The following is a 13,311-nucleotide window of genomic DNA, read 5'->3' as shown; positions in this document are numbered from 1 at the left end:
TCTAATTGGCCTTACTGGGCAACCACACCCGAAACCGTGCGCCGCCCAATGGCGACGCCAGCGCCGTCAAGGTGCCGCCTTGGGCTTCCAGCGCGCGCCGGCTGATGGCTAAGCCCAGGCCGAAGCCGCCGGTGGCGCGATCACGGCTGCGGTCCAGGCGGTAGAACGGCTCGAAAATGCGCTCACGCTGGTCGAGAGGAATGCCGATGCCATCGTCATCCACCCAGATTTCACAGCCCTCGGAACACACGTTGACCCCCACCTGTATGCGCTTGTCGCAGTAGCGCGTAGCGTTACGCAGCAGGTTCTGCAAGGCGCGGGCGGTGAGCCGTGGATCAAGGCTGAAACGCTCAACAGCACAGTCGAGTGCTACATCAATCACGATCTCAGGGTTTTCCAGCTCATCATCGACACTGCCCAACACGCTGTCGATAAATTCGTCGAGTACCACGTCCACTCGCTCCGGCAACTGCGCCGGGTTTTGCAGGCGGCTGTAGGACAGCAACTCCAGTACCAACTCATCCAGCTCACGAATATGCGCGACCAGGCTTTGCAAACGCTCGCGACTGGCTTGCGGCAAGTCTTCGGACAGCGCCAGCGCCAGGCCGAAATCCAGACGCGTGAGCGGCGTGCGTAGTTCATGGGAGACTGCATTGAGCAAGTCACGCTGCTGGTTAAGCAGGTGTTCGATATCATCGGCCATGGTGTCGAACACCGTGGCCAGACTGCCGATGTTGGAGCTGGCTGGAATCTGCGTACGCTCGCCCAGGTTTCCCCTGCCCAGTTGCGCGGCGGTACTTTTCAGGCGCTCCAGATCACGCCAGTGTGGGCGCAGCCAGATCAGCAGGCAGGCCAGCAGTGCCGCAACGATCAGCACGTTTATCGCCCAATACAGGACGTTCATGTCCAGCGGGTCCGGCGGGATCGTCAGCTTGACCACGAATTGCGCATTGATCGGCGAGCTGATTTCCTCCATCCAGCCCCACTCCCCCAGGCGGACCACCGGCTTGCCTTGCTCCAGCAGCTTTTCCTCTTCAGGTGTGTAACTTGCGTCCTGGCGTACTAACAGTTGCACTTTCAGCGGTGCGAAGTCACGGCCCAGTTGCTCGGTGACCTGTGACCAGCGCTCCACCGGCGCTCGCAGGTATTGTTTGACGATCAGCTTTTGCTGGCCGCGGGTCTGTTCAATGTTGTAGTTCATGTAGCGATGTTCAAACACTTGGATCACCAGCTTCGGGATCAGGTAGATCGCTGCGCTGTAGGTGACGATGGTGATCAAGTAGAGGCGTAGCAGTACACGAAACATGAATCAGCATTCCCACTCGGAGCGGCTGAACAAGTAACCCTTGCCCCACACGGTCTTGATCTTGCGCGCCTCGCCGGCATGGTCGTCAAACTTGCGGCGCAGCTTGGAGATAGCCACATCCACCGAGCGGTCGGTGCCGTTGAACTCGATACCGCGCAGGCGTTGCAGGATCTGGTCGCGGCTGAGCACTTCACCGGCGTGCCGCGCCAGCACCACCAACAGGTTGTATTCACCGCTGGACAGCTCCACCGCCTGCTCGCGCCATGTCACGGTGCGTTCCGACAGGTCAATGCACAGGTTGCCCATCACGATCTGGTCATTCGCCGCCTGCGGTTCGGAAAGGCTGCTACGGCGCAATAACGTGCGCACCCGCGCCAGCAACACCCGCGGTTCGCAGGGCTTGGTGACGTAATCGTCGGCGCCCATTTCCAGGCCCAGCACTTGGTCGTGGCTGTCATCGCGCGCAGTGAGCATCAGGATCGGCAGGCCCGCCGAATCAGTGCGCAGCAAGCGGCACACTTGCAGGCCGTCGAGGCCGGGCAGCATCAGGTCGAGAATCACCAGGTCCGGCGGGTTGAGGCGCGCGCGTTCGCGTACGTGGTCGCCACGGCTGAGCACGCTGACGTGGTAGCCATTGCGTTCCAGGTAGCTGGCAATCAGCTCGGAGAGTGCGGCGTCGTCTTCCACCAGAAGGATGTTGGGCATGGTGTTTCCAGATAAAACGGTTTGTCGGTGTGTTGCAGGATTGTGCAAGGATATACGCCCCCGGCGCCGAGCGCCGCCGCACCTTACATTTCTTCACAGACGACCTACACAGCTTCACAGCACCGAAGCGCCGGTGACATTAGGATGCGCCAGTCAATATTGGGATATGAGCATGTCGAAGAATCTGTTTGCGCCGTTTTGCCTGCTGGCCCTGACGCTGGCACTGAGTGCTTGTGGCCAGTCGGCCGACGAAGCGCCGGAAATGCCCCCGGCCAAAGTCCGCATCGAAACCCTGCAGGCCAAACCCCTCTCCATCAGCAGCGAGCTGAGCGGGCGTATCGCCGCGCCACGCATTGCCGAAGTGCGTGCGCGGGTCGCCGGCGTGGTGATGCAGCGGGTGTTCAAGGAAGGCCATGACGTAAAACAGGGCGACGTGCTATTTCGCATTGACCCGGCCCCCTTCAAGGCCGACCTGGACAGCGCCCAGGCCAACTTGAGCAAGGCTGAGGCCGATGCTTTCAAGGCGCGCTTGCAAGAGCAACGCTACAGCCAACTGGTCGAAGGCAACGCCATCAGCGGCCAGGATTACGACAACGCCCGCGCCGCCGTGCGCCAGACCAACGCTGAAGTCGCCGCCAACAAGGCCGCCGTCGAACGCGCCAAGTTGAACTTGGGCTACGCCACCGTGACCGCGCCGATTTCCGGGCGTATCGGTCGCGCGCTGGTGACCGAGGGCGCACTGGTCGGCCAGAACGAAGCCACGCCGCTGGCAATCATCCAGCAACTGGACCCGATCCACGCCGACCTCACTCAGTCCACCCGCGAGCTGAATGACCTGCGCCGCGCCTTCCGTGCCGGCAGCTTGAAGCAGGTCGGCCAGGACCAGGCCAAGGCCACGCTGGTGCAGGACGATGGCAGCCTGTACCCGTTGCCGGGCAAGTTGCTGTTTGCCGAAATCAGCGTCGACCCGGGCACCGGGCAAATTATCCTGCGCAGCGAGTTTCCCAACCCGGACCTCGACCTGCTACCCGGCAGTTTTGTGCGAGTGCGCCTGGAACAAGCCGTCGATAAACAAGGGATCAGCGTGCCGCAACGCGCCATCACCCGTGACAGCGCCGGCATCCCGATGGTGCTGCTGTTGGACGCCGAACAAACCGTCAGCCAGCAACCCGTGGAGTTGGGTGCGGTGATCGGGGATCGCTGGATCGTCAGCAGCGGCCTCAAACCCGGCGACCGCATTGTCGTTGAGGGCCTGCAACACGCGCGCCCCGGTGAAAAAGTTGAGGTGGATGACAGCCCAGCCTCTGGCCAGCTCGTAAAGGAATAATCCGCCATGCCGCAGTTCTTTATTGACCGCCCGATCTTCGCTTGGGTGGTCGCCCTGTTTATCCTGCTGGCCGGCGCGCTCTCCATCCCGCAGTTGCCGGTGGCCCAGTACCCCAACGTCGCGCCGCCGAAGGTGGAAATCTACGCGGTGTACCCGGGTGCCTCAGCCCAGACCCTGGATCAAAGCGTGGTCAGCCTGATCGAGCAGGAGCTCAACGGCGCCGACCATCTGCTGTATTTCGAATCCCAGAGCAGCTTGGGCTCGGCCACCATCACCGCCACCTTCCAACCGGGTACCAACCCGGAAATGGCCCAGGTCGATGTGCAAAACCGGCTCAAAGCGGTGGAGTCTCGCTTGCCTCAAGCGGTGACCCAACAAGGCTTGCAGGTGGAAAAAGTCTCCGCCGGTTTCCTGCTGCTGGTCACCCTCACCTCCAACGATGGCAAGCTCGATGACGTAGCGCTCAGCGATTACCTGGCGCGCAACGTGATGAACGAGCTCAAGCGTCTGGACGGCGTAGGCAAGGCCCAGCTGTATGGCGCCGAGCGTGCCATGCGCATCTGGATCGACCCGCAGAAACTGGTGGGTTTCAACCTCACGCCGGCCGACGTGAATGCCGCGATCAGCGCGCAGAACGCCCAGGTTTCAGCGGGCAGCATCGGTGATTTGCCGGGTACGAAAACCCAGGAAATCACTGCCGCGATCCTGGTCAAAGGCCAGCTTTCGACACCTGCGGAATTCGCCGACATCGTGCTCAAGGCCAACCCCGACGGTTCCACCGTGCGCATCGGCGACGTGGCACGGGTGGAAGTCGGCAGCCAGGAATACCAGTTTTCTACGCGTTTGAACGGCAAGCCGTCCACCGCCGTCAGCGTGCAGCTGTCGCCGGGGGCCAACGCCTTGAAAACCGCGACTCTGGTGCGAGCGAAGATGGATGAGCTGTCGCGCTACTTCCCGGCCAACGTGGAATACAAAATCCCGTACGACACCTCGCCATTCGTCAAAGTCTCGATCACCAAGGTGGTGTACACCTTGCTGGAAGCGATGGCGCTGGTATTTGCGGTGATGTTCCTGTTCCTGCAGAACGTGCGCTACACCTTGATTCCGACCCTGGTGGTGCCGATTGCGCTGATGGGCACGTTCGCCACCATGCTGTTGCTGGGGTTCTCGATCAACGTGCTGACCATGTTCGGCATGGTGCTGGCCATCGGCATCCTGGTGGACGATGCAATTGTGGTGGTGGAAAACGTCGAACGCATCATGGTCACCGAGGGCCTGTCGCCCAGGGAAGCCACGCGCAAAGCTATGGGCCAGATCACCGGGGCCATCATCGGTATCACCCTGGTGTTGGTCGCGGTGTTTCTGCCGATGGCGTTCATGCCGGGTTCGGTGGGGGTGATCTACCAGCAGTTCTCGCTGTCGATGGCCACCTCGATCCTGTTCTCGGCGTTCCTTGCCCTGACCTTGACCCCGGCCCTGTGCGCCACGTTGCTCAAGCCGATCGCCAAGGACGAGCACCATGCCAAGGGCGGTTTCTTCGGCTGGTTCAACAAACGTTTTGAGCAACTCACTGACCGCTACGAAGGCTGGGTGGCCTATGCACTCAAGCGCAGCGGCCGATACTTGCTGATCTATCTGGTACTCCTCGTGGGCCTGGGGCTGATGTTCAGCCGCTTGCCCTCCTCGTTCCTGCCGGTGGAAGACCAGGGTTACACCATCACCGATATCCAACTGCCACCGGGCGCGAGCAAGAACCGTACGGTGCAGGTTGCCGAGCAGATCGAGGCGCATAACGCTGAAGAACCGGGGGTGGGCGACACCACCATGATCATGGGCTTCAGTTTCTCCGGCTCCGGACAGAACGCGGCGCTGGCATTTACCACACTCAAGGATTGGTCCAAACGTAGCAGTGAAGATTCGGCCTCGGAAATTGCCGACCGTGCGAACGCCGCGTTCAGCGAGCTCAAGGACGCGATTGCCTACGCGATCCTGCCACCACCGGTAGACGGCCTCGGTACATCGAGCGGTTTTGAGTTCCGCTTGCAGGACCGTGGCGGCGTCGGCCATGCCGCATTGATGGCCGCGCGTACCCAGTTACTGGCCACCGCCGCGAAGAGCCCGATACTGGCCAACGTGCGTGAAAGCGCCCTGGCTGAAGCACCGCAAGTGCAGTTGCAAGTGGACCGCAAGCAGGCCAACGCGCTGGGGGTGTCCTTCGCCGACGTGGGTAATGTGCTGTCCTCGGCTATCGGCTCGGCCTATATCAACGACTTCCCCAACCAGGGCCGTATGCAGCGGGTGGTGGTGCAGGCCGAAGGCGACCAGCGCAGCCAGGTGGCGGACTTGATGAAGATCAACGTGCGCAACAACGCCGGGAAAATGGTGCCGCTGTCGTCGTTTGTCGAAGCCAAGTGGACCCAGGGTCCAACGCAGTTGACGCGCTACAACGGCTACCCCGCCATCGCCATCAGCGGCGAAGCGGCGCCGGGGCACAGCACCGGTGAGGCGATGGAAGAAATCCAGCGCCTGGTCAGCCAACTGCCGGCGGGCCTGGGTCAGGAATGGACCGGCTTGTCGTTGCAGGAACGTTTGTCCGGTTCTCAGGCGCCGTTGCTGTTGGGCCTGTCGCTGCTGATTGTGTTCCTGTGCCTGGCGGCGCTGTATGAAAGCTGGTCCATTCCGACCTCGGTGTTGCTGGTGGTACCGCTGGGTGTACTCGGCGCGGTATTGGCGGTGACCCTGCGCGGCATGCCTAACGATGTGTTCTTCAAGGTCGGCTTGATCACCATCATCGGTTTGTCGGCGAAGAACGCGATCCTGATCATCGAGTTCGCCAAGGACTTGTATGAACAGGGCGAAGACCTGATTGACGCCACCTTGAAAGCCGCGCGACTGCGCTTGCGACCGATCATCATGACTTCGCTGGCGTTTATTCTCGGCGTGGTGCCGTTGGCGATTGCCACTGGTGCCAGCTCGGCAAGCCAGCAGGCGATTGGTACAGGCGTGATCGGCGGGATGATCACCGCGACGCTGGCGGTGGTGTTTGTGCCGGTGTTCTTTGTGGTCGTCATGAAGCTGGTGCGCAAAAGGAGCTAAGCCCGCACTTGTGTGGCGAGCGGGCTTGCCACAACAAGCGCGCCAGCCACAACAAATCGGTTCTGCGCTATGGTGCTCACAACCTCCCCTGTTGTGAGCACCCATGCGCTTCCTCGCCCTTACCCACCCTCGCCTCTCCGCCGCCGCTGTGCTGGGCCTTGCCGCAGGTATCCTGGCGCCGGCGGATACGCTCATCAGCAAAATGCTCATTGGCTGGAACGCCGGGGTCTGGACTTACCTGGTGCTGATGCTGTGGCTGATCAGCCGGGCCCGGGCCGACGATGTAAAGCGCATTGCCGAAACCGAAGATGAAAACGCCGGGCTCGTGCTGTTCATGGTGTGCATCGCAGCGATTGCGAGCCTGGCGACCATCACCCTGAACCTGGTGGGCATCAAGGACCTGGACAGCACTGCGCGCCTGCTGCATTACGGTTTTACCGGGCTGACGGTGATCGGCTCATGGTTACTGATCGGGGTGATTTTCAGCGTGCATTACGCCCGCCTTTTTTACACTTGGGAGGGTGATGAGCCAGCGCTGCGCTTTGCCGAAGACCTGCGCACCCCCAATTACTGGGACTTCCTGTACTTCTCGTTCACCATCGGTGTGGCTGTGCAAACGGCGGATGTGGGTGTTGCTACCCGTGCAATGCGCAAAGTGGTCTTGGGGCAATCGTTGATTGGTTTTTTGTTCAATACGGCGATTCTGGGTTTCTCGATCAATATTGCCGCAGGGTTGTTCAGTTAGGCGCACAAAAAAGGGGAAGCCGAAGCTTCCCCTTGTTCAAGTGCGTGTCTTTAGAAGGCCCACTGCACACCTACAGTGCCACTGTACGGCGTGTCATACGCCTTGCCTTTGCCATGACTGAGTTCGGCATGCATGCTAAAGGTTGACGAAAGCGCAACAGCCATACCCACCGTACCCTCGATACCTGCACCCGACAGGTTGTTTTTAAACTTCTGATCGTTGATATAAACGTTGCTGTCCGGGCTGAAGTCACGTGCTGCAGCAACGCGTACGAATGGCTGGATTTTGGCGCCGCTGTCGAGCTGGATATCGTTACCCAGTGTCACACCCACCTTGCCGATCGCCGAGAGGGATCGATCGCTCTTCGCCTTCAGACCGTTGTCCATGGTGTAGTTCGAGCCACCAATAACAGCGGTGTCCAGCTTGGCGAACGGTTCAATAAAAGCGCCTTCATCGTTGAGCGGCATCTTGCGGCCCACTTCAACCCATCCACTGACCGCATCCTGTGTGTATTTGCCTTTGGCGCGCTGGCCATCGCTCATATTGACCTGGCTTTGGCCGTTCAACCGGTTGTACTTTGTGCCCACGTCGACATACACGCCGCTGTCGTCTTGCCAGATACCATAAATGCCCGCGTAAAAGCTGTTGACCATACCGCTGCTGCCACGGCTCAGGCCCAACTTGGAGTTGCTGTAACCACCCAGGACGCCAACCGTCCACTCTTCATTCAACGTATTGTCGAAACCCAGCGTGAAGCCGTTCTGATTCTGTGAATAGCCCACGCCGTTGCTGTTGGCCGCCACATCAATCTTGTTACCGTAACCGCGCATCCACAGGCCTTGGCTCTTGCCTTCACCGAAGCGCACTTCGCCCATGCGGGTGCGCAGTACGCTCGACTCGCCAATCAATACGGCTGGCGCCGCAGTGGCCAACGCCAATACCGCCTTGGCGCTGGTACTGGTGCCCTTTTTCTCGGTATCCAGAAGCCAGTCAGTGCCTTCCTGCTTGAGCCCGTACTCAAAGGCACCGACATCGACGGTGTCGCCCACCAGGCCAAACTTCGCGCCGCCGCTTTCCGTGTGTACCACCTTGATGGCTTCACCCGTGGCCAACTCTGAGCCACTGGCTGCAATCAACAGTTGGTGGTTGCCTTCGGCATTACCACTGACGTTCAACAGATCGGTCTCGCCGGTGTTGAAGTTGGTGTGCATGGCGAAGGTGCCATTGCCGGTCAAATTGTTGGTATTGAGTTGAAGGTATTGGGTGGGGGTACCAAACACGACGGAGCCACCGCCCATCTTCAAGGCATCGACCTGGCTGTCGCCCACCAATACCCACTGGGCACCACTGTTGACATCCAGTTGCTTGACGTTGAACAACTGGCCGGTCAGCGAGGCATTGTTGTTCAGTTGCACGGTGCCGGTGCTGCCCGTGCCAATCACGACGTCACCGATCAAGGCGCTGTTGTCGATATTCAGGTTGGCGGTGGCATTATTGCCCACCTCCATCAGAACACCATTGCCGCCAATCAGGTTCGAACCGTTAAGCACCTGAATATCGTTCAGGGCACCGCTGTTCACCGAAGGGTTAACCAGGATCGCTGAGCCGGTTCGGCCTTCGACGACTGAATTATCGAGGATCAGGGTATTGGTGCGGCTCAAATTGGAGTCCGCACGCAGATTGACACCGTTCAGCCCACCCACTACGCGGCTGTTATTCCTGACGAAACCGTCTGCGTTCGCCAATACCAAACCGGTGCCGGCGGCGCCCGTGCCTTCGACCACTGCCCGGTCGAGGTTCACGACGCTGTAGGCGCTTGCCGAGATACCACGTGTCAACCCGGAGACGCTGCTGTCGATAACCGTGACGGTTGAACCATCGGTACCCGCCAGTGACCGGCTGGCAGTCACGCCGAAACCACCAGCGTTGGAGACAATACTTTTGTTGGTAATTAATGCACTGCTGTTGCTGTTAACCAAAATGGCCGTCGCAACGGCGGGGCGCGCAGTCACTCGTGAACCGTCAACGACTACGCTGGATCGTAACGTCGCAGAAATTTCCTGAGTCTGGCTGCCTGGCTGAAGGGTCAGGCCGGCCCCTTGCATATCAATCTGGTTGGTGGTCGCACCGACTGAAATCAAGCTCGAACCCGGACGCAATACATAATTATCCACCGCGGTGGTAGACGATATCGTCGTGCCTGGGCGAACGACTTCAGTTCGCGCCTGGGCATCCGGGGCGACAAGAAACAGCAACGTGACCGCGGGAGCCGCCAGGGCAATGCTCAAGGGCGTCTGTTTGAAGTTAAATACTGCCGACATCTGAGTGGACCTCTAATGAATGCTTCTTTACGAAACAATTAAGGCGGGTCGGAACCTCTTGAGCCCCGCTACCAAGCGGCGGCATGATCACCCAGCAGTCCACCTGAATCTGTAGGACATTCCTTAAGCTCAGGCCGTTATGAAACAGTTGATGTTAACGCAGGCAACCTGCGAATCATTATTGACTCTGACCTAACTAAAAACGCCAAAGAGGGCTCCACCCCTCTTTGGCATTCACTGTTTTTACAACCCGACAGATTAAGCAGGAACAGGCAGACCATCACAGTAAACTGGAGAAGTCGTGCCCACTCTCACGCCCAATACTCGATGAATGGCGTCATCAGACGACACTGTTTCACCCGGCAATTGAACGCTGCTACGGATGTTTGCCGACCCCATGTTCACAAAAGCTTGCGACGGTTGAATGGGCTTCAGCAAGGTTGCAAATGACCCGAAGTCGACTTCAAAGCCACTTGCGGCGGCCGTCCCGGGCACCGAGTAAGTCTGGGTATGCGTCACCACAATCGGTGCCGTATTAGTGTTATTGCTGAACCCTTCAAAGGTGAGCGTCAGGATCGAGCCTCCCTGCAAATAAACTGACGGCGGGAGGAACACTTTAAGCGCGCCGGAATTAACAGGCACAAAGCACGGGCAGTTGATTGTCTTGCGCGTGCCCGACGTGTTCCGGATAACGGGTGCGTCCATACGCTTAAAGACAGAGTCAACAATGACGTTAGTCAATGTCGGCCGCTGCGGGTTCGTACTGCCTGCCGTAGTAATCGCATAATAAGCCGACACCGTCGGACCACCCTCGCTGATAATATCGGCCGCCGGAATCGTGAAATCGATAGCGCGACTGACCGGTATCGCCGTGACAAGTTGAGCATACGTCTTGGAGCCGTATACAAGCGTCAGCGTGAACGGCACTGAGTTTTCCGGTGTTGTCGCAACCGTCCACAACTGCACCCGCGCCCGGGCAGGCAGGTTCGCGTCCACACGTTCCAGATGGTTGTCCGGGCCGAACAAGCCATTGGCGCGAATCGCGTTGACTACCAGAGGAATCAAGCTTGGGTTGACATCCGTATCATCTACTGGCGGTGGCCCGACAACGGATTTATCCAGGTTGATCGTGGTAGACAATGCCGAAGGGTAAATCACCCCTCCACGGTCAACGCTCCAGGAAACCGTCAGAGGCAAGTTGCCTCTGGCATTTCCGTACAGCGTAGTCAGCTGAGCTACAGTGGCTGAAGCCCGCAGCGGAAAGGTGCTGGCGCCCACGGTGATAGGTGTTAGATCCACAACACCATTCGCCGTGGTGAGCCTGATCCTGACGATGTCCGATGGGCTGGAACGTTGGATGTTGGTGTAGGCAAGAATCCCCACGTTCATACCGCCTACCTGGGCGATATCTGCGCGGTTGATCAGGCCGTCAGTGGTGATAGCGTCAGCGGCCAGTTCAACGGTCGGCGCCAGCAAGTCGATCGGTACGGGGGCTACGCCGACTTGAGTCAGCCGGTAGGCATTCGACCAGTCACTGCAGTTTCCGGCAACGTCACACACCCGATAAGCAAAACGGTAGTTTCCGTCGGACTCAGCCTCAATGGTTTTCAACGACAATGGAATCGTGGCGGGAATGGCCGGGTCGTTGGATAACTTGAACTTCGTTTCAGGGTCAGGTGGATCAATCGGTGTAGGCCAATCCAGAAAACCTAACCTTGTCTCTGCATAATCGTCCTCGGAACGTCCTTTCAAGGCGTCATACGGAATTGTAAAAAAGACCGTCTCATTTGGTTGGCTCGCGAAAAAAGCCCGATCAAAAGGGACCGGCAGAGGCGATGGAGGCTGCGGGGCGGGCGGAGTTTCATTGGTATACGGCGTTTTGTCGTCGTAAATAAACAGCTGCGGCTCCGAGAAACTCGTGTTACCCAAATCCGGATTATCAACCGAATACCGAACCACGTACACGCCTGCGGACCTTAACGATTTGGGTATAGGCACCGGTATAATGGGCCCCGGGTTGCTAATTTGTACGGTAAAACCTCGACTGTTATCGCTGAAGTATTTATCTTCATCCGCTTCAGTGGGAAATTTTGACAAGTCCGTATAAGGTGCAAGCTGGATAGTTAAGAAGTCCGGAAAATCCGCATCGGTGCTGAATGGCACCCATCTTGTAATATCAAAATTTGCGACAAGCGCTTTGCCCGCTGCACTCGTAATCAAGCCAGTATAGCCAGCCACTGCGTCTTCAAAAACACCGACAGTCAATCTTGGCGGGTTATACGCCCTGACAGGCCGCGCTTCAAAGTCGTCAATGATTTTTCTGTTTGTGGGGTCCATTTTGTTTCTCCAGACACGTAAATCACCAGGATTAACTGCACACTTCGCCATTGAATAAACTTGCGTTTATTCACCACGAACTTTCAAAGTTTATGAACCGTAAAACGACCGTTTATGCTCATCCGCTACTTGGGATCACACACAATTCCAAGTGGCGTGGCATAACAACCGGTGGCATACGTCAAATCCGTTCGCACGCGACCTACTAGCGATTCGGCGACCAGCACACCACCGCGTCGAACTTCGTAAGTGCCCGTCGCCGACGCGTAGTTACGCAAAGGAAACAAGGTCGTCTGGTAAGGCAGTACCACCACCGTCCAGCCACTCGTACTGTGCGTCGACGTCCACGTCACGCTGTCCGTAAACACCACATTCGCGATGGGATTACTCCAGTTATTGGCGCTAAAACCTTGCCATTTAAACGTGAGTACATCGCCCTGCTGAATCGTGCTATTGGGGGCTATTAACCAACAAACACCCTGCACCGCCGGTGGCACCGAACGCGCGGTCAAATAACCGTTGGTGAGTGTGTGCTGTACGGTAGGAGCCGGAACTTTGACGGGGGGAATGACAACGACAAGTGCCACCGTAAAAGGCAGGCCGTCGCTCATTTCGCTAGCGTTCCCTGTCTTGTCCAAAACCTTGTAGAACACCCACGCGTTGCCGTCATTGAGTTTCTCAAAGGCCTTGGCGTCGAGCATCACCCTCCATGGGGTGAAGCTGAAATCGATCAGAGAGCGACCATCCGCGGGCGTTACGGGAGGGGTAGCCTGATTGGATAAATAAAACTCAACCACGTTGTCTATTAACGGCTCGTTGTCGTCGAAAATCGAGAGGTTGAATGCAACGCGGGGGTTGGCATTCAAGTAAGCCCTGTCTACTGCCGGTGTCGGCTGATTTACAAAGCTCAGCCTTTTCGTCTGATTTCGCAGTTGTGGAGCGTCCAGATCGATGATGGCCTGTTTTTCGCTTGACTCACTCAGGCCCGCAGCGTTTTCGATGGAGTAGGAAATAAAGACGGTGCGAGAGCGCAGCCTCACGTCCGCCGGGTCAATTTCAATATCGTAGAAGTCAGGCGGCGAACCTGGGGGCGGCCCGACTGTCACCGTTTTGAGCAGTTTGACGCCATCGTCACTGCGCCAAAACACCTTAACAATATGCTTCGGGTCATCCACCGAGGGTATCGGCAGCCAGGCCGAAATTCGAACCATGAAGGGGCGCAGAAACGCAAGCAGCACCACCCCTCTCTTATCATTGGGATCAACCCCTAAGACCGTCACCGAGTCTAGCCCGCTCAAGACCCCAGATGACCTCATCATCAACCTGGAACGGGAATAGGGTTTCTGGACGGTAGTCATGCTGTGGCCTCGGGTCGGTGACACAACGGAGTGTAAGGAGTGAAGTGTTTCCACCCGCTTGCTGTAGGAAAAATTAAACACCTAAAGCCCCGCGCCAGATACTGTCAGAACTAACA

8 protein-coding genes are annotated in these 13,311 nt (G+C 58.2%); 3 read left to right on the top strand and 5 right to left on the bottom strand.

The annotated features are described in order from the left end of the window. Position 1: 1 nt before the first annotated feature. Together BFL40_RS14680 and BFL40_RS14675 are read right to left on the bottom strand one after the other, a co-directional pair. Complete coding sequence (locus tag BFL40_RS14680; RefSeq protein ID WP_071484680.1) at positions 2 to 1,306, bottom strand: ATP-binding protein; 1,305 nt, start codon at positions 1,304 to 1,306, stop codon at positions 2 to 4. 3 nt (positions 1,307 to 1,309) lie between these two features. After that, positions 1,310 to 2,011, bottom strand: coding sequence for a response regulator (locus BFL40_RS14675; RefSeq protein ID WP_071484679.1), 702 nt, complete (start codon positions 2,009 to 2,011; stop codon positions 1,310 to 1,312). A 172-nt stretch (positions 2,012 to 2,183) separates the two neighbouring features. Here BFL40_RS14675 and BFL40_RS14670 point away from each other — a divergent pair, with 172 nt between their 5' ends. The 3 genes from BFL40_RS14670 (at position 2,184) to BFL40_RS14660 (ending at position 7,179) form a co-directional block, all read left to right on the top strand. After that, on the top strand, positions 2,184 to 3,338 hold the full coding sequence (locus BFL40_RS14670) for an efflux RND transporter periplasmic adaptor subunit (protein ID WP_071484699.1): 1,155 nt from the start codon (positions 2,184 to 2,186) through the stop codon (positions 3,336 to 3,338). Between the two features lie 6 nt (positions 3,339 to 3,344). Next, complete coding sequence (locus BFL40_RS14665) at positions 3,345 to 6,434, top strand: multidrug efflux RND transporter permease subunit (protein ID WP_071484678.1); 3,090 nt, start codon at positions 3,345 to 3,347, stop codon at positions 6,432 to 6,434. Between the two features lie 103 nt (positions 6,435 to 6,537). Then, a complete protein-coding gene (locus BFL40_RS14660; RefSeq protein ID WP_071484677.1) occupies positions 6,538 to 7,179 on the top strand; it encodes a DUF1345 domain-containing protein in 642 nt (213 codons plus the stop codon). Positions 7,180 to 7,229: 50 nt separating this feature from the next. Here the strand turns inward: BFL40_RS14660 and BFL40_RS14655 are convergent, their stop codons facing one another. The 3 genes from BFL40_RS14655 to BFL40_RS14645 form a co-directional block, all read right to left on the bottom strand. Then, complete coding sequence (locus BFL40_RS14655) at positions 7,230 to 9,500, bottom strand: autotransporter outer membrane beta-barrel domain-containing protein (RefSeq protein WP_071484676.1); 2,271 nt, start codon at positions 9,498 to 9,500, stop codon at positions 7,230 to 7,232. 258 nt (positions 9,501 to 9,758) lie between these two features. Continuing rightward, entirely contained in the window at positions 9,759 to 11,837 is a 2,079-nt protein-coding gene (locus BFL40_RS14650) for a hypothetical protein (RefSeq protein ID WP_083374600.1), read from the bottom strand. 125 nt (positions 11,838 to 11,962) lie between these two features. Beyond that, the gene (locus BFL40_RS14645) at positions 11,963 to 13,195 is read right to left on the bottom strand and encodes a hypothetical protein (RefSeq protein WP_071484675.1); all 1,233 of its coding nucleotides are present in this window, start codon (positions 13,193 to 13,195) and stop codon (positions 11,963 to 11,965) included. Between the last annotated feature and the right edge of the window lie 116 nt (positions 13,196 to 13,311).

It is taken from the genome of Pseudomonas costantinii, from assembly GCF_001870435.1.
GTDB lineage: Bacteria > Pseudomonadota > Gammaproteobacteria > Pseudomonadales > Pseudomonadaceae > Aquipseudomonas > Aquipseudomonas costantinii.
This window is presented reverse-complemented; position numbering and strand designations above follow the sequence as displayed.

What these genes read in the sequence shown, in the direction of transcription:
- BFL40_RS14680 (WP_071484680.1), bottom strand. Translation starts at nt 1,306, where the DNA reads ATGTTTCGTGTACTGCTACGCCTCTACTTGATCACCATCGTCACCTAC.
- BFL40_RS14675 (WP_071484679.1), bottom strand. Translation starts at nt 2,011, where the DNA reads ATGCCCAACATCCTTCTGGTGGAAGACGACGCCGCACTCTCCGAGCTG.
- BFL40_RS14670 (WP_071484699.1), top strand. Translation starts at nt 2,184, where the DNA reads ATGTCGAAGAATCTGTTTGCGCCGTTTTGCCTGCTGGCCCTGACGCTG.
- BFL40_RS14665 (WP_071484678.1), top strand. Translation starts at nt 3,345, where the DNA reads ATGCCGCAGTTCTTTATTGACCGCCCGATCTTCGCTTGGGTGGTCGCC.
- BFL40_RS14660 (WP_071484677.1), top strand. Translation starts at nt 6,538, where the DNA reads ATGCGCTTCCTCGCCCTTACCCACCCTCGCCTCTCCGCCGCCGCTGTG.
- BFL40_RS14655 (WP_071484676.1), bottom strand. Translation starts at nt 9,500, where the DNA reads ATGTCGGCAGTATTTAACTTCAAACAGACGCCCTTGAGCATTGCCCTG.
- BFL40_RS14650 (WP_083374600.1), bottom strand. Translation starts at nt 11,837, where the DNA reads ATGGACCCCACAAACAGAAAAATCATTGACGACTTTGAAGCGCGGCCT.
- BFL40_RS14645 (WP_071484675.1), bottom strand. Translation starts at nt 13,195, where the DNA reads ATGACTACCGTCCAGAAACCCTATTCCCGTTCCAGGTTGATGATGAGG.